This window comes from Streptomyces aureoversilis (assembly GCF_042657885.1).
GTDB lineage: Bacteria > Actinomycetota > Actinomycetes > Streptomycetales > Streptomycetaceae > Streptomyces > Streptomyces aureoversilis.
This window is the reverse complement of sequence record NZ_JBHSKJ010000001.1, coordinates 648,835-667,368: the sequence shown is the minus strand read 5'-3', so window position 1 is coordinate 667,368 and position 18,534 is coordinate 648,835. Positions and strand designations below refer to the sequence as shown.

General features: G+C 74.3%; 1 protein-coding gene. It reads right to left on the bottom strand.

The window, feature by feature from the left end; translation table 11 throughout:
* Positions 1 to 39: 39 nt before the first annotated feature.
* On the bottom strand, positions 40 to 18,522 hold the full coding sequence (locus tag ACFPP6_RS02570) for a type I polyketide synthase (protein ID WP_382036600.1): 18,483 nt from the start codon (positions 18,520 to 18,522) through the stop codon (positions 40 to 42).
* Positions 18,523 to 18,534 lie beyond the last annotated feature (12 nt).

The window sequence follows — 18,534 nt, the reverse complement described above, 5'->3', positions numbered from 1 at the left end:
GTCCGTCCTCGGCTGTCGTTAAAGGTAGAGCGCCAAGAACTAGGAATTTTCTAGATCTTGATCGATCAGATCGAAGATGTCGTCGATCGTCGCGTCCTGGAGCTGCCGCTGTGCGTCAGCGGATTCCGCTCCCTGTTCCCCGGCGGAGTTCACCAGGGCCAGCAGCTCCTGCAGGCGCCTGCGCACCCCTGACCGGACCGTCTCCTCGGCGGAGGCGGCCGTCGAGATCACCGACTCCAGCCGGTCCAGTTCGCTGAAGACCGACGCCTCGTCCGGGCCCGTCCCGCCGGCGAGTTCGGCCCGCAGGAACCGGGCGATCGCCTCGGGCGTCGGGTGGTCGAAGACCAGGGTCGCGGGCAGGGTCAGGCCGGTGTCGGCGGTGAGCAGGTTGCGCAGCTCGACCGCCGTGAGGGAGTCGAAGCCGAGGTCCCGGAACGCCAGGTCCGCTTCCACCGCCGCCGAGTCGCTGTGGCCGAGGACGGCCGCCGCGTGCGCGCGGACCGTGTCCACGAGCAGGCGCTGCTGTTCGTCCTCGGACAGCCCGGACAGCTTCTCCTTCAGCGCGGACGGTTCCGCGGCCCGCTCGGCGGGCTCCCCGGCCAGGGCGTCCCTGACCTCGGGGAGCTCGCTCAGCAGCACACTCGGCCTGCTGACGGTGAACGGGACGACGAACCGCTCCCAGTCCACGTCCGCCACGGTGACCGCGCCGTCGCCGGCGCTCAGCGCACCGTGCAGCGCGGAGATCGCCCGGTCCGGCCGCAGCACGGTCAGACCGCGCTGCCGCAGCCGCTCCTCGTCCCCGGCGTCGGCGACCATGCCGCCCTCGCCCCACGGGCCCCAGGCGATCGCTGTCGCGGCGAGGCCCCGGGCCCGCCGGTGCTGGGCCAGGCCGTCGAGGAAGGCGTTCGCGGCCGAGTACGCGGCCTGCCCGCCGCCTCCCCACACGCCGGAGATGGAGGAGAAGAGGACGAAGGCGTCCAGGTCCCGGTCCCCGAGCAGTTCGTGGAGGTGTACGGCTCCGAGGGCCTTCGCGGCGACCGTCGCCGCGAAGTCGCCGAGATTCGTCTCGGCGAGCATGCCCGCCTCGGCGGTGCCGGCCGTGTGGACGACGGCGTTCACCGGGTGCTCGGCAAGCAGCGCGGCCAGCGCCTCGCGGTCGGCCACGTCACAGGCCGCGATCGTCACCCGGGCGCCCAGCGCCTCCAGTTCGCTCCGGAGGCCGGCCGCGCCGGGAGCGTCGAGGCCCCGGCGGCTGGTCAGCACCAGGTGCTCGGCACCCGCACCCGCCAGCCAGCGGGCGACGTGCCCGCCCAGCGCACCCGTACCACCGGTGATCAGCACCGTGCCGCGCGGCGACCACTGCTGCCCGGCCCGGCCTGCGGGCAGACGGGACAGGCGCCGGCCGAACACGCCTCGGTCGCGGATCGCGACCTGGTCCTCGGCCGACTGGCCGAGCACCGCGGCGAGGCGACCGGCGACCCGGTCGTCGACCGTCTCCGGCAGGTCGACGAGACCGCCCCAGCGCTGGGCGTGCTCCAGCGCCGCCACCCGGCCCAGACCCCAGACCTGGGACTGGAAGGGGTCCGCCACCTCGTCGGCGGGGCCGGCGCCCACGGCGTTCCGGGTCGCGCACCACAGCGGGGCACCGATGCCCGCGTCGCCCAAGGCCTGGACGAGCAGGACGGACAGCGCGACGCCGGTGGTCAGCGCCGCGGCCGCCGGGGCCGGGTCGCCGTCGACGGCGAGCAGTGACAGGACGCCCGCCACGGTCTCGTCACCGGCTGCCCCGGCGAGCTGCGCGGCCAGGTCGTCGCGGCCGGCGGCCGGGTCGACCGGGACCGGCAGCGGAGCCAGGCCGCGGTCGGTCAGCCCGCTCAGGCAGGCGGTGACCCAGTCGTCGCCGAGCTGCGCAGCGCTGACCGGAACCAGCCATACACCGTTCCGGTCGGCCGGGCTCTCGGGGTCGGGGATCCCTTTCCAGGTGATGCCGTAGCGCCAGCCGTCCACGGTGGACTGCTCCTTGCGCTGCCGCCGCCACGACGACAGCCTCGGCAGGACGTCGCTGAACGCGTCCTCGGCGCGGATGTCGAGGGTGCCGGCGAGGGCCTGCAGGTCCTCGCGCTCCACGGTCTCCCAGAACTCCGCGTCCACCGGGTCCGCCACGGCCGCAGCGGCGGCGGATTCCGGCGCGTCCACCCAGTACCGCTCGTGCTGGAACGCGTACGTCGGCAGGTCGACCGTCCGGGCACCGGAGAAGAACGTGCTCCAGTCCACGGGGACGCCGTGCGTGTGCAGGTGCGACAAGGCCGTGACGACGGCCTGCCGCTCGGGGCGGTCGGCACGCAGGGCGGGCACGGTGACGGCCTCGTCCAGGCAGCCTTGCGTCATTCCGCTCAGCACGCCGCCGGGGCCGATCTCGACGAACGTCGTCACCCCCAGGTCGTGGAGGGTACGGATGCCGTCGGCGAAACGGACCGCTTCGCGGACGTGACGGACCCAGTACTCCGGCGTGTAGGGCTCGGCGAGGCGGCCGGTGAGGTTGGAGACCACCGGAATCCGCGGCTCGCTGAAGGTGAGCCCCCGGACGACCTCGGCGAAGTCCTCCAGCATCGGGTCCATCAACGGCGAGTGGAAAGCGTGGCTCACCTTCAACCGCGACGTCTTACGACCCTGCTGCTTGAAGACCTCGGCGATCTCCAGCACGCTGTCCTCGACACCGGAAATCACCACGGACTGAGGTCCGTTGATCGCGGCGATACCAGCCTGCTCGGTCAGGTGCGGGAGCACCTCGTCCTCGCTCGCCTGGACCGCCACCATCGCCCCACCGGTGGGCAAAGCCTGCATCAACGCAGCACGCGCCGACACCAGCTTCGCCGCGTCGTCGAGCGACAGCACACCGGCCACATGCGCGGCCGCGATCTCGCCAACGGAGTGACCGGCCACGTAATCCGGCCGGATCCCCCACGATTCGAGGAGCCGGAACAGCGCCACCTCGACCGCGAACAACGCAGGCTGGGTGCACCCGGTCTGGTGAAGCGATTCCGCTTCGACATCGACCGGCGCGTCCAACCGCGCGCACACCTCGTCGTACGCATCGGCGAAGACGGGGAACGCCTCGTACAGCTCACGCCCCATGCCGATGCGCTGCGAACCCTGACCCGAGAACAGGAACCCGGCCTTGCCTCCCGGCCGGCCCTGGACGACTGCGGGCGACGGCATTCCGGCGGCCAGGTAGCCCAGTCCGCGCCGGAAGTCGTCACAGCTCTCGCCGACGACCGCCGCCCTGTGGCGCAGGGTGCTGCGGGTGGTGGCCAGTGAGAAGCCGACATCGGCCGGTGACATGCCGTCCGTCACGAAGGACAGCAGTCGTCGCGCCTGATCGCGCAGGGCTGCGCTGCTCTTGGCGGAGAGCACCCACGGCAGCAGGGCCGGGACCGGGGCCGGGGCCTCTGCGGGCTCTTCGTCGAGGGCCGGGGCCTGCTCGATGATCGTGTGGGCGTTGGTGCCGCTGACGCCGAACGAGGAGACGGCGGCGCGTCGCGGACGGTCCGACTCCGGCCAGTCCCTGGCCTCGGTCAGCAGGCGGACGTCACCTGCCGACCAGTCCACGTGCGGGGTCGGCTCGTCGACGTGCAGGGTCTGCGGGAGAACGCCGTGGCGCATCGCCATGACCATCTTGATGATGCCGCCGACACCGGCGGCGGCCTGGGCGTGGCCGATGTTGGACTTCAGCGAGCCCAGCCACAGCGGCTGTCCCTCGGGCCGCTCCTGCCCGTACGTCGCGAGCAGCGCCTGCGCCTCGATGGGGTCGCCGAGCCGTGTGCCGGTGCCGTGCGCCTCCACCGCGTCGATGTCGGCGGCGGTGAGGCCGGCGGCGGTGAGGGCCTGGCGGATGACCCGCTGCTGCGCGGGCCCGTTGGGCGCCGTCAGGCCGTTGGAGGCGCCGTCCTGGTTGATGGCGCTGCCGCGTACGACGGCGAGGACCTGGTGCCCGTTGCGGCGGGCGTCGGAGAGGCGCTCCACGAGGAGCATGCCGACGCCTTCGGCCCAGCCGGTGCCGTCGGCCCCGGCGCCGAACGCCTTGCAGCGGCCGTCGGCGGCCAGGCCCCGCTGGCGGCTGAACTCCACGAAGGCCCGCGGGGTGGACATGACCATCACGCCGCCGGCCAGTGCCATGGAGCACTCGCCGCTGCGCAGGGCCTGGACCGCCCAGTGCAGGGCCACCAGCGACGACGAGCACGCCGTGTCGACGGTGACGGCCGGTCCTTCCAGGCCGAGGGTGTAGGCGATGCGGCCGGACATGATGCTCGCGGAGTTGCCCGTGCCGAAGAAGCCCTCGGAGTCGTCGATCGCGTTGAACGCCTGGGCGGCGTAGTCCTGGTAGCCGGAGCCGACGAAGACGCCGGTGCGGCTCCCGCGCACCGACTCCGCGTCGATGCCGGCCCGCTCGAACGTCTCCCACGTGGTCTCCAGCAGCAACCGCTGCTGCGGATCCATCGCCACGGCCTCACGCGGACTGATCCCGAAGAACCCCGGGTCGAACTCCCCCGCCTCGTAAAGGAATCCGCCGCGGCGCGTGTACGTCTTCCCGGAGGCGTCCGGGTCCGGGTCGTAGATGCCGTCCACGTCCCAGCCGCGGTCGGCGGGGAACTCCCCGACGGCGTCGCCTCCTGAGACCACCAGCTGCCACAGGTCCTCCGGCGAGCGCACCCCGCCCGGGTAGCGGCACGCCATGCCGACGATCGCGATGGGATCGTCGTCCTCGGCCGCGGTGGTGGCCGTCTCCGGTGCGGCCGCGGCGGTGCGGCCGGTGATCTCGGTGCGCAGCTGCCGGGCGAGTGCGTGGGCGTTGGGGTAGTCGAAGACCAGTGTGGGGGGCAGCGCGAGGCCGGTCTCGGCGTTGAGTTTGTTGCGCAGTTCGACGGCGGTCAGGGAGTCGAAGCCCAGGTCCTTGAACGCCCGGTCGGCCTCGACCTCGCCGGCGCCGCTGTGGCCGAGGACGGCCGCCGCGTGGGTGCGGACGAGTTCGACCAGCAGCGTGTCCTGCTCGGCCTCGGGCATCCCGGCGAGGCGGGCGGCCAGCGGCGAGGCGGCGGTCGTGCCGGGCTCGCCGGCGGAGCTGCCGGCGCTCAGGATCCGCTCGGTCTCCGGGAGGTCGCCGAGCAGTGCGCTCGGGCGGCCCACGGTGAACGGCGGGAGGAAGCGCTCCCAGTCGATGTCGGCCACGGTCACGGTCGGTTCGCCGGATTCCAGGGCCTGCCGGAGGCCGGCCACGGCGAGCGCGGGAGGCATCGGGATCAGGCCGCGGCGGCGCAGTCGTTCGTCCGCGCCGTCGCTCTCGGCCATGCCGCCGCCGGCCCACGGGCCCCAGGCCACGGCGGTGGCGGTCAGGCCCCGGGCCCGCCGTCGTTCGGCGAGCCCGTCGAGGAGGGAGTTGGCCGCCGCGTAGGCGGCCTGGTGGCCGCTGCCCCATACGCCGGCGATGGAGGAGAAGAGCACGAAGGCGTCGAGCTCCCGGTCCGCGAGCAGGGCGTCGAGGTGGAGGGCGCCGGCCGCCTTCGCGGACAGCACGTCGGCGAAGGCGCCCGGCGTCATGGCGTCCAGCGGCTCCAGGTGATCCACTCCGGCCGTGTGGACGACGGCGTTCACCGGGTGCTCGGCGAGCAGCGCGGCCAGCGCCTCGCGGTCGGCCACGTCACAGGCAGCGACGGTCACGCGGACGCCCGCCGACTCCAGTTCGGTCCGGAGGCCGGCCGCGCCGGGGGCGTCGAGGCCGCGGCGGCTGGTGAGCACCAGGTGCTCGGCGCCGGCACCGGCGAGCCAGCGGGCGACGTGCCCGCCCAGCGCACCCGTACCACCGGTGATCAGCACCGTGCCGCGCGGCGACCACTGCTGCCCGGCCCGGCCGTTCCGGCGGGCGGCGGCGTGGGAGAGCCTGCGGCCGAACACGCCGCGGTCGCGGATGGCGACCTGGTCCTCGGCCGACTGGCCGAGCACCGCGGCGAGGCGACCGGCGACCCGGTCGTCGACCGTCTCCGGCAGGTCGACGAGACCGCCCCAGCGCTGCGCGTATTCCAACGCCACCACCCGGCCGAGGCCCCAGACGGCGTTCTGGGCGGCGCTCGGCGCCGCGTCCGAGCGGCCGGTGGACATCGCGGACCTGGTCAGCGTCCACAGCGGGGCGTCGATGCCGGCGTCGCCCAGGGCCTGGACGAGCGCGAGGGTCAGCGCGGTGCCGGCGGAGAGGGCGGGGTGGGCGGCGTGGGGCCGCTCGTCGGTGCCGAGCAGGGAGATCACGCCGTCGACCGGTGTGCTGCCGGCCGCGTCGCCGAGCTGCCGCAGCAGCGTGCCGCGGTCGGCGGCCGGGTCGGCGACGACCGGGAGCAGCCGGGCCCCGCGGGCCGCGAGCCCGTCGGCGACGGCGGCGGTCCACTCGGTCTCCTCGGTGACCAGGAACAGCCAGTCGCCCGGCAGTTCGTGCGACCGGAGACCGCTCAGCGGCTTCCAGACCGTGCGGTAGGACCAGCCTTCCACCGCGGATTCCCGGCGCTGCTGCCGGCGCCACGCGGACAGCCGGGGCAGGACCGCGTCGAGTTGTTCGGCGGGCAGGTCGAGGGTGGCGGCGAGGGACTGGGCGTCCTCGCGCTCCACCGTCTCCCAGAACCCCGCCTCCACGGCGTCGGTCCCCGTGAGGGCGGCGGCAGCGGGCGCGGTGGTCTCCAGCCAGTACCTCTGGTGCTGGAAGGCGTAGGTCGGCAGGTCCGCGCGGCGGGCGCCGCGGCCGGCGAAGAACGCGTGCCAGTCGACGGGGACGCCGTGCACGTGGAGCTGCGCGACGGCGCCGGTGATCGCCTCGGGCTCGGGGCCGCCGGCCCGTGCGGCGGGTACGGTGACCGCGCCGTCCAGGCAGCCCTGGGCCATGCCGCTGAGCACGCCGCCGGGGCCGACCTCCACGAACGTGGTGACGCCCAGGTCGCCCAGGGTCCGGATGCCGTCGGCGAAGCGCACGGCCTCGCGGACGTGCCGCACCCAGTAGTCCGCCGTGTACGCGTCGATGAGCTCGCCGGTCACGTTGGAGACGACCGGGACGGCCGGCTTCTCGAAGCGCAGTCCGCCGACGACGCGGGCGAAGTCCTCCAGCATGGGGTCCATCAGCGGCGAGTGGAACGCGTGGCTCACGGTGAGCCGGGAGGTCTTGCGGCCCTGCCGGGCGAAGTCCTCGGCGACGGCCGTCACGGCGTCCTCGTCACCGGAGATCACCACCGACGAGGGGCCGTTGACCGCGGCGATGCTCACCGCGCCGGTGAGGAGCGGCAGGACCTCGTCCTCGGTGGCCTGCACGGCGACCATCGCGCCACCGGAGGGCAGAGCCTGCATCAGGCGGGCGCGGGCCGTCACCAGGGTGGCCGCGTCCTCCAGGGACAGGACCCCGGCCACGTGGGCCGCGGCGATCTCGCCGACGGAGTGACCGGCCAGGTAGTCCGGTCGTACGCCCCACGACTCCAGCAGGCGGTGGATCGCGACCTCGTGCGCGAACAGTGCGGGCTGGGTGAAGGCGGTGCGGTTCAGCGCGTCGCCGTCCTCGTGGCCGTTCCCGCCGAAGGCCACGTCCCGCAGCGGCCGGTCGAGGTGCCGGTCGAGGTGTGCGCACACCTGGTCGTACGCCTCGGCGAAGACCGGGAACGCCTCGTACAGCTCGCGCCCCATGCCGGGCCGCTGGGAGCCCTGCCCGGAGAAGAGGAAGCCGACCTGGCCGGCGTCGGCGCGGCCGAGGACGACGCCGGGAGCGGGCGCCCCCGACGCCAGGGCCCGCAGGCCCTCGGCGATCCGGCCGCGGTCGGCTCCGACCACGGCGGCGCGGTGCTCCAGGGCGGCCCGGGTGGTGGCCAGGGAGAACCCGGCGTCGGTGAGGGACGGCCCGGCGCCGTCCGCGGTGAGGGCCAGCAGGCGCTCGGCCTGGGCGCGCAGCGCGGCCTCGGACTTGCCGGACAGCACCCACGGCACGGTCGCCGAGGCGACCTCGACCGGTGCGACGGCGGCCGGCTCCGCCGCCGGTGCCTGCTCGATGATCGTGTGGGCGTTGGTGCCGCTGACGCCGAAGGAGGAGATGCCGGCGCGGCGCGGACGGCCGGAGTCGGGCCAGTCGACGGCCTCGGTCAGGAGCCGCACGGCGCCCGCCGACCAGTCCACGTGCGGCGTCGGCTCGTCCGCGTGCAGCGTCCGCGGCAGCACGCCGTGACGCATCGCCATCACCATCTTGATCACACCGGCGACGCCGGACGCCGCCTGGGCGTGACCGATGTTGGACTTCAGCGAGCCCAGCCACAGCGGCTCGTCCTCGGAGCGGTCCTGACCGTACGTCGCCAGCAGGGCCTGCGCCTCGATGGGGTCGCCGAGCGCGGTGCCCGTGCCGTGCGCCTCCACCACGTCGACGTCGGTCTCGGTGAGCCCGGCGGAGGCCAGGGCCTGCCGGATCACGCGCTGCTGCGCCGGGCCGTTGGGCGCGGTGAGGCCGTTGGACGCGCCGTCCTGGTTGACCGCGCTGCCCCGCACGACCGCGAGGACGTCGTGGCCGTTGCGCACGGCGTCGGAGAGGCGCTCCACGAGCACCACGCCCACGCCCTCCGCCCAGCCGGTGCCGTCCGCGCTGGCGCCGAAGGCCTTGCAGCGGCCGTCGGCGGACAGCCCGCGCTGCCGGCTGAACTCCACGAACGCGGCCGGTACGGCCATGACGTTCACGCCGCCCGCGACGGCCATCGTGCTCTCGCCGTTGCGCAGCGACTGGATGGCCAGGTGCAGGGCGACCAGCGACGACGAGCACGCCGTGTCGACGGTGACGGCCGGGCCCTCCAGGCCGAACGAGTAGGCCACGCGCCCGGAGACGACGCTCGCGGCGCTGCCGGTGAGCAGGTGGCCCTCGACGCCTTCGGGGACCTGCGGGAGGCCGGCGCCGTAGCCCTGGTAGGACATGCCGACGAACACGCCCGTGCGGCTGCCCTTCAGGGAGGCCGGGTCGATGCCGGCCCGCTCGAAGGCCTCCCACGAGGCCTCCAGCAGCAGGCGCTGCTGCGGGTCCATCGCGAGCGCCTCGCGCGGCGAGATCCCGAACAGCGCGGCGTCGAAGTCGCCCGCGTCGTAGAGGAAGCCGCCGTCGCGCGCGTACGTCTTGCCGGGGGTGCCCGGGTCGGGGTCGTAGAGGTCCTCGACGTCCCAGCCGCGGTCCTCGGGGAAGCCCGCGACGGCGTCGCCGCCGGACATCACGAGCTGCCAGAGGTCCTCGGGCGAGCCGACGCCGCCGGGGAGGCGGCAGCTCATCGCCACGATCGCGATGGGCTCGTCGCCGTCGGCGGCCGTGCTCCGCTCCTGCGGCGCGGCGGTCTGCGCACCGAGCAGTCCGGCGCGCAGGAACCGGGCCAGGGCGGTCGCGTTCGGGTAGTCGAAGACCAGGGTGGTGGGCAGCTTCAGGCCGGTGTCGGCCGTGAGCTTGTTGCGCAGTTCGACGGCGGTGAGCGAGTCGAAGCCGAGGTCGTTGAACGCCCGGCCGGGCTCCACCGCCGCGGCGCCGTCATGGCCGAGCACGGCGGCGGCGCGGGTACGGACGAGGTCGGCCAGCGTGCGGTCCTGCTCGCCCGCCGGCAGCCCGGTCAGCTTCTCGGCGAGGGCGTTGCCGGCCCCGGCGCCGCCGGAGGCCGGGGCCTCCAGGGCGCGGCGCGCCTCGGGCACGTCGGAGAGCAGGGCGCTGGGGCGGGTGACGGTGAACGGGCCGATGAACCGCTCCCAGTCGAAGTCCGCCACGGTCAGGGCGGTCTCGTCGTCGGCCAGCGCCTGCTGCAGCGCGGAGAGCGCGAGGGCGGGCCGCATGGGCGGCAGGCCGCGGCGGCGCAGCATCTCCTCGCCGTCGCCGACGCCGGCCATGCCGCCTTCGGCCCAGCCGCCCCAGGAGACGGCGAGCGCGGTGCGCCCGCGCGCCCGGCGGTACTCGGCGAGGGCGTCGAGGTAGGCGTTGGCCGCCGAGTAGGCGCCCTGACTGGCGCCGCCCCAGATGCCGGCGCCCGAGGAGAACATGACGAACGCGTCGAGCTCCTGGCCGTCCAGCAGTTCGTCCAGGTGGGTCGCGCCCGCCGCCTTCGCCGACACCGTGCGGGCGAACCCGGCCGGGTCGGATTCCTCGATCATGACGTGGTCGCCGACGCCGGCGGCGTGGACGACGGCGTTGACGGGGTGTGCGGCCAGCAGCGCCCGCAGGGCGTCCCGGTCGGCCGCGTCACAGGCCACGACGGTGGCGGTCGCGCCGAGTTCCTCCAGCTCCGCGACGAGTTCGGCGGCGCCGGGCGCCGCGGGGCCGCGCCGGCTGGTGAGCACCAGGTGCTCGGCTCCGGCACCGGCGAGCCAGCGGGCGACGTGCCCGCCCAGCGCACCCGTACCACCGGTGATCAGCACCGTGCCGCGCGGCGACCATCCCTGGGCGGGGGCGGTGGCGCGGCCCGCCCGCACCAGGCGGCGTCCGAAGACGCCCGAGGCGCGGACCGCCACCTGGTCCTCGTCCGACTGCCCGAGGACGGCGGCCACGCGGGCCGCGGTACGGGCGTCCAGCAGCTCGGGGAGGTCGAGCAGACCGCCCCAGCGCTGCGGGTACTCCAGTGCCGCAGCCCGGCCGAAGCCCCATACCTGCGACTGCAGCGGCCGGTCCACACGGTCGGAGCGGCCGGTGGCCACCGCGCCGCGGGTGGCGCACCACAGGGGCGCGTCGATGCCCGCGTCGCCGAGCGCCTGCACGAGGCAGAGGGTCGCGGCGAGGCCGTGCGACAGGCCGGGGTGGCCGGCCGAGGCGCTCTCGTCCTCGGCGAGCAGCGACAGCACACCGGCCACGGGGCCGGCGGCGGCCAGGTCGCGGGCGAGCGTCCCGCGGTCGGTGCCGGGCGCGGCGGCGAGCGTGACCAGTTCCAGGCCGCGCTCGCCGAGCGCGGTGCGGACCGAGTCGGCCCACTCGCTCTCCCCGGCCGTCACGAGCAGCCAGGCACTACCGGACGCACTGGGCTCCGGGAGCGCGCCGAGCGGCTTCCACGTGACCCGGTAGCGCCAGCCGTCGACCACGGACTGCTCGCGGCGCTGACGGCGCCACGCGGACAGCCGGGGCAGGATCGCGCCGAGCGAGGCGTCCGCACCGACGCCGAGGGTCGCGGCGAGGGACTCCACGTCCTCCCGCTCCACGGTGTCCCAGAACCCGGAGTCCGCCGGGTCGTCCGCGGTGCTGGTGGCGGCGGCCGGGTCCTCGTCCCCCTCCAGCCAGAAGCGCTCGCGCTGGAAGGCGTAGGTGGGCAGGGCGACGCGGTGAGCGCCGGGGAAGAGCGCCTGCCAGTCCGGGGAGACGCCGTGCACGTGCAGTTCGGCGAGCGCGGTGACGACGGCCTGCGCTTCGGGGCGGTCGGCGCGCAGGACGGGCACGGCGACCACGTCGTCCGTGCGGTCCACGTCGTCCACGTCGTCCACGCAGGACTGTGCCAGGGCGCTGAGGACGCCGCCGGGGCCGATCTCCACGAAGGTCGTCACGCCCAGGTCGTGCAGGGTGCGGACGCCGTCGGCGAAACGGACCGCTTCACGGACGTGACGGACCCAGTACTCCGGCGTGTACGACTCGGCCAGGCGGCCGGTCAAGTTGGACACCACCGGGATCTGCGCCTCATGAAACGTCAGTTCCGCCACCACCCGGCCGAAATCGTCCAGCATCGGGTCCATCAGCGGCGAGTGGAAGGCGTGGCTGACCTTCAGCCGGGAGGTCTTGCGGCCTTGCTGCTTGAAGACCTCGGCGATCGCGGTGACGGCGTCCTCCGCGCCGGAGATCACCACGGACCGCGGGCCGTTGACCGCGGCGATGCCGACCTCGTCGCTCAGGTGCGGGAGCACCTCGTCCTCGGTCGCCTGGACCGCCACCATCGCCCCACCGGTCGGCAGCGCCTGCATCAGCGCGGCACGCGCCGACACCAGCTTCGCCGCGTCGTCGAGCGACAACACACCGGACACATGCGCGGCCGCGATTTCGCCCACGGAGTGACCGGCCACGTAGTCGGGCCGGATCCCCCACGATTCGAGGAGCCGGAACAGCGCCACCTCGACCGCGAAGAGAGCGGGCTGCGTCGAACCCGTCTGGTGCAGCTCCTCCGCATCGACGTCGACCGGCGCGTCCAGCCGCGCACACACCTCGTCGTACGCATCGGCGAAGACGGGGAACGCCTCGTACAACTCACGCCCCATGCCGATGCGCTGCGAACCCTGCCCCGAGAACAGGAACCCGGCCTTGCCCTCGGAGCGGGCGCGCCCCAGCGTCACGTTCGCCGCCGGTTCGCCGGCCGCTAGCGCGGAGAGTGCCTGCCGGAGCTCGGCCGGGTCCTGCGCCAGGAGCACGGCACGGTCCTCGAACGTCTCGCGGGAGGCCAGGGAGAGGCCGATGTCGGAAGCCGTCCACCCGTCCTTCGCGTCGAGGTGACCGGCCAGCCGGGCCGCCTGCGCGCGCAGGGCCGGCTCGCCCTTGCCCGACAGCACCCACGGCACGGCCGCGCCGGAGTCGGGCGTCGGGGGCAGCTCTGCTGCTGCGGGTGCCTGTTCGATGATGGTGTGGGCGTTGGTGCCGCTGACGCCGAACGACGAGATCGCGGCGCGGCGCGGGCGGTCCGGCTCCGGCCAGTCGACGGCCTCGGTCAGCAGGCGCACGTCACCCGCGGACCAGTCCACGTGCGGCGTCGGCTCGTCCGCGTGCAGCGTCCGCGGCAGCACGCCGTGGCGCATCGCCATGACCATCTTGATGATGCCGGCCACGCCCGCGGCGGCCTGGGCGTGGCCGATGTTGGACTTCAGCGAGCCCAGCCACAGCGGCCGGTCGCCGTCCCGCTCCTGGCCGTACGTGGCGATCAGCGCCTGCGCCTCGATCGGGTCACCCAGCGTCGTACCCGTGCCGTGCGCCTCGACGACGTCGACATCGCCCGGCTGAAGGCCGGCCGAGGCCAGCGCCTGCCGGATCACACGCTGCTGCGCCGGGCCGTTCGGGGCGGTCAGGCCGTTGGACGCACCGTCCTGGTTCACCGCGCTGCCCCGCACCACCGCCAGGACCTCGTGGCCGTTGCGCACGGCGTCGGAGAGGCGCTCCACGAGCACCACGCCCACGCCCTCGGACCAGCCGGTGCCGTCCGCGTCCGCGCCGAACGCCCTGCAGCGGCCGTCGGGCGACAGCCCGCGCTGCCGGCTGAACTCCACGAAGACGTTCGGGCTGGCCATGACGGTGACGCCACCGGCCAGGGCCATCGTGCACTCGCCGCTCCGCAGCGACTGAACGGCCAGGTGAAGGGCCACGAGCGACGACGAGCACGCCGTGTCGATCGTGACGGCCGGGCCTTCCAGGCCGAAGGTGTAAGCCACCCGGCCGGAGACGACGCTGGACGCGCCGCCGACCAGCCGGTGTCCTTCGACGCCTTCCGGAGTCCGGCGCACGTCTGCTCCGTAGCCCTGGTAGGCCATGCCGACGAAGACGCCGGTCCTGCTGCCGCGCAACTGTGCGGGGGTGATCCCGGCCCGCTCGAAGGCCTCCCACGACGTCTCCAGCAGCAGCCGCTGCTGCGGATCCATCGCCAGCGCCTCGCGCGGCGAGATCCCGAAGAAGCCGGCGTCGAACTCGGCCGCGTCGTGCAGGAAGCCGCCGTCGCGCGCGTACGTCTTGCCGAGGCGGTCGGGGTCGGGGTCGTAGAGGGAGTCGACGTCCCAGCCGCGGTCGGCCGGGAATTCGGAGATGGCGTCGCCGCCGGACGCCACGAGGTTCCACAGGGCCTCGGGCGAGTCGACGCCGCCGGGCAGGTGGCAGCTCATCGCCACGATGGCGATGGGCTCGTCGTCGGCTGCGGTCGCGTGCCGCTCCTGCAGCGCGGCGGCCTGCGAGCCGAGCAGCTCGCTCTGGAGGAAGCGGGCGAGCGCCGTGGCGTTGGGGTAGTCGAAGACCAGTGTGGGGGGCAGCGCGAGGCCGGTCGCCGTGTTGACCTTGTTGCGGAGTTCGACGGCGGTCAGGGAGTCGAAGCCGAGGTCCTTGAACGCCCGGTCGGGCTCGACCTCCGCCGCCGAGGCGTGGCCCAGGACGGCCGCGACGTGTCCCCGGACCAGCTCGATCAGGGTCTCCGTGCGCTTGGCCTCCGGCAGTCCGGCGAGCCGGGCCGCCAGGGGCGTGGCTCCCGCTGCGGCGTCGGCCGCCGGTGCGGCGGCCTCGGCGCGGCGCACCTCGGGCAGCTCGGACAGCAGGGCGCTCGGGCGGCCGAGGGTGAACGGTCCGATGAACCGCTCCCAGTCGATGTCGGCCACGACGGCCGCGGTGTCGTCGCAGTCGAGGGCGCGCTGGACCGCGGTCACGGCGAGGGCCGCGGGCAGGGTGATGACGCCGCGGCGGCGCAGGTGCTCCTCGTCGGCGTCGGTGACCATGCCGCCGTCGGCCCAGGGGCCCCAGGCGATCGCGGTGGCGGTCCGTCCCCCGGCCCTGCGCCGGGCGGCGAGGCCGTCGAGGAAGGCGTTGGCGGCCGCGTAGGCGGTCTGCAGACCACTCCCCCACACGCCGGCGATCGACGAGAAGAGGACGAAGGCGTCCAGCTCCTGGTCGCCCAGCAGCTCGTCCAGGTGGGCGGCGCCGCCGGCCTTCGCCGCGATCGTGCGGGCGAAGTCGGCCGGGGTCAGCTCGTCGAAGGGGGCGAACTGCTCCACGCCCGCGGCATGGAAGACGGAGGTGAAGGTGTGCTCGGCGAGCAGCGCCGCCACCGCGTCGCGGTCGGCGATGTCGCACGCGGCGAGGGTGACGCGCGCGCCCAGCTCCTCAAGCTCCGCCTTGAGGCCGGCCGCGCCGGGCGCGTCGGCGCCGCGGCGGCCGGCGAGCACCAGGTGCTCGGCACCGGCACCGGCGAGCCAGCGGGCGACGTGCCCGCCCAGCGCACCCGTACCACCGGTGATCAGCACCGTACCGCGCGGCGACCACGGGCGGCCGGTGCCGCTGCGGGCGTGGGTGAGCCGGGCGGTGAACACGCCGGACGCACGGACGGCGACCTGGTCCTCCACCGTGCCGGAGCCCTGGTTCAGCACGGCGGCGATACGGCCGGCAGCGCGCTCGTCGACCGCCGACGGCAGGTCGATCAGGCCGCCCCAGCGCCGGGCGTGCTCCAGGGCGAGGGCGCGACCGAAGCCCCACACCTGGTTCTGTACCGCGCTCAGCGGTGCGTCGTCCGAGCGGCCGGTGGCCGCCGCGCCCCGGGTGACGCACCACAGCGGCGCGTCGATGCCCGCGTCGCCCAGTGCCTGAGCAAGCGCCACGGTCTGTGCGAGGCCCTGGGAAACGGCGGGGTGCCCGGCCGAGGCGGTCTCGTCGATCGCGAGCAGCGACAGGACGCCCCGAAGGCATCCGGCCTGCGGTGATCCGGCTTCGGCTGCGGCCCGGGGCAGCTCGCCGGCCAGGAACTCGCGGTCGGCGTCCGCGCCGACCGTCAGCGGGATCAGACGCGCGCCGCGGCCGCCGAGGGCCGCGCGGACCGTCGCGGCCCACTCGTCGCCCTCGGGCGCGGCGAACAGCCAGGTGCTGCCGGACAGGTCCGTGGCGGGCAGGCCGTTCAACGGCTGCCAGGTCAGCCGGTAGCGCCAGCCGTCCACGACGGACTGCTCGCGGCGCTGTCGCCGCCAGGCGGACAGCTTCGGGACCACGACGTCCAGCTCTTCGGCGCTCAGGCCCAGCGTGGCGGCGAGCGACTGGGCGTCCTCGCGCTCGACGCTCGCCCAGAACTCGGCGTCGACCGCGTCCACGGCGGCCGCCTCGGCCTCGGGGGCCTCCAGCCAGTAGCGCTGCTGCTGGAAGGCGTACGTGGGCAGGTCGGTCTTCCGCGCGCCGGGGAAGAGCGCCTGCCAGTCCGGGGAGACGCCGTGCACGTGCAGTTCGGCGAGCGCGGCGGTGACGGCCTGCTGCTCGGGGCGGTCGGCGCGCAGGACCGGGACGGTGATCACGTCGTCGTCGAGGCAGCCCTGGGTGAGGGCGCTGAGCACGCCGCCGGGGCCGATCTCCACGAAGGTCTTCACGCCCAGGTCGTGCAGGGTCTGGACACCGTCGGCGAAACGGACCGCTTCGCGGACGTGACGGACCCAGTACTCGGGGGTGTAGGGCTCGGCGAGGCGGCCGGTGAGGTTGGAGACCACCGGAATCCGCGGCTCGTTGAAGGACAGCCTGCCGACGACCTCGGTGAACTCCTCCAGCATCGGGTCCATCAACGGCGAGTGGAAAGCGTGGCTCACCTTCAGCCGGGACGTCTTACGGCCCTGCTGCGCGAAGACCTCGGCGATCGAGGTCACCGCCTCCTCCGCACCGGAGACCACGACGGACTGCGGGCCGTTGACCGCCGCAATGCCGACCCCGTCGGTCAGATGCGGCAACACCTCGTCCTCGGTCGCCTGGACGGCAACCATGGCTCCACCGGCGGGCAGGGCCTGCATCAACGCAGCACGCGCCGACACCAGCTTCGCCGCATCGGCGAGCGACAGCACACCCGCCACATGAGCCGCAGCGATCTCACCCACAGAGTGGCCGGCCACGTAATCCGGCCGGATCCCCCACGACTCGAGGAGCCGGAACAGCGCCACCTCGACCGCGAACAACGCAGGCTGCGTCGAACCCGTCTGGTGAAGCGTTTCCGCATCCACATCCACCGGCGCGTCCAGCAGCGCACACACCTCGTCATAAGCCGCAGCGAACACCGGATACGCCGCATACAGCTCACGACCCATGCCGATCCGCTGCGACCCCTGACCCGAGAACAGGAATCCGGTCTTGTCCCCGAGGCGGCCCGTGCTCCGGATCACGGCCGCGGACGGGCTGTCCGACGCCAGTGCCCGTACGCCTTCGGTGAGTTCCTCCAGGCTCTCGCCGACGACGGCCGCCCGTCGGTCCCAGGCGGCGCGGGTCGTGGCGAGGGAGAAGCCGATGTCGGCGGGCGACCGGCCGGGGCCGCTCTCCAGGAAGGAGAGCAGGCGCTCGGCCTGGGCACGCAGCGCCGCGTCGCTCTTGGCCGAGAGCACCCACGGCAGCGCGCCGGCGGCGGGCGCCTGGGCGGCCTCGCCGGCGGGCTCCTCCTCCGGGGCGGGGGCCTGCTCGATGATCGTGTGGGCGTTGGTGCCGCTGACGCCGAACGAGGAGACGGCGGCACGGCGGGGATGGTCGGACTCGGGCCACCGGACGGCCTCGGTCAGCAGCCTGACGCCGCCGGCCGACCAGTCGACCTGGGAGGTCGGCTCGTCCACGTGCAGCGTCTGCGGCAGCACGCCGTTGCGGATGGCCATCACCATCTTGATCACACCGGCGACGCCGGAGGCCGCCTGCGTGTGACCGAGGTTGGACTTGACGGATCCCAGCCACAGCGGCCGGTCACCCGCGTGCTCCTGGCCGTACGTGGCGAGCAGCGCCTCGGCTTCGATCGGGTCGCCGAGGGTGGTGGCCGTGCCGTGCGCCTCGACCGCGTCGACCTGGGAGGCGGTCAGCCGCGCGTTCTCCAGCGCCTGCTGGATGACACGCACCTGCGACGGACCGTTCGGGGCGGTGAGGCCGTTGGACGCGCCGTCCTGGTTGACGGCGCTGCCGCGGATGACGGCGAGCACGTCGTGGCCGAGCCGGCGGGCGTCGGACAGCCTCTCCAGCAGGAGCACGCCGACGCCTTCGGACATGCCCGTGCCGTCGGCGGTCGACGAGAACGCGCGGCAGCGGCCGTCGGGCGACAGGCCGCGCTGCGCGCTGAACGCGATGAACGTGTTCGGCGTGGCCATCACGGTCGCGCCGCCGGCCAGGGCGAGCGAGCACTCCCCGCGGCGCAGCGCCTGGGCGGCCAGGTGGAGCGCCACCAGCGAGGAGGAGCAGGCCGTGTCGACGGTGACGGCCGGGCCTTCGAGGCCGAGGGCGTACGAGATGCGGCCGGAGACCACGGCCGCGGTGTTCGCGGTGACGAGGTGGGCCTCGATGTCGCTGTCGCCCGGACGCTGGAGGTAGGCGTGGTCCTGGCCGTTGGTGCCGACGAACACTCCGGCCCGGCTGCCCCGCGCGGTGGCGGGGTCGATGCCCGCGCGTTCGAAGGCCTCCCAGGAGGTCTGCAGCAGGAGCCGCTGCTGTGGGTCCATGACCAGGGCCTCGCGGGGGGAGATCCCGAAGAACGCGGGGTCGAACTCGGCGGCGTCGTGGAGGAAGCCGCCCTCGCGCACGTACGTCCGGCCGGTCCGCCCGGGCTCGGGGTCGTGGATCGCGTCCAGGTCCCAGCCGCGGTCGGTGGGGAACCCGGTCACGGCGTCACCGCCCGAGGAGACCAGCTGCCACAGGTCCTCGGGGGAGCCGACCCCGCCCGGGTAGCGGCAGGCCATCCCGACGATGGCGATGGGCTCGGTGTCCTTCGCCTCCAGCTCACCCAGCTGCCTGCGGGTGTGGCGCAGGTCCACCATCACGCGCTTGAGGTAATCCCTGAGCTTGTCGTCGTTCGACATGTTTTACGTCCT

Bases quoted from the DNA above. Each gene is read 5' to 3' on its own strand.
- ACFPP6_RS02570 (WP_382036600.1), bottom strand. From the start codon at position 18,522: ATGTCGAACGACGACAAGCTCAGGGATTACCTCAAGCGCGTGATGGTG.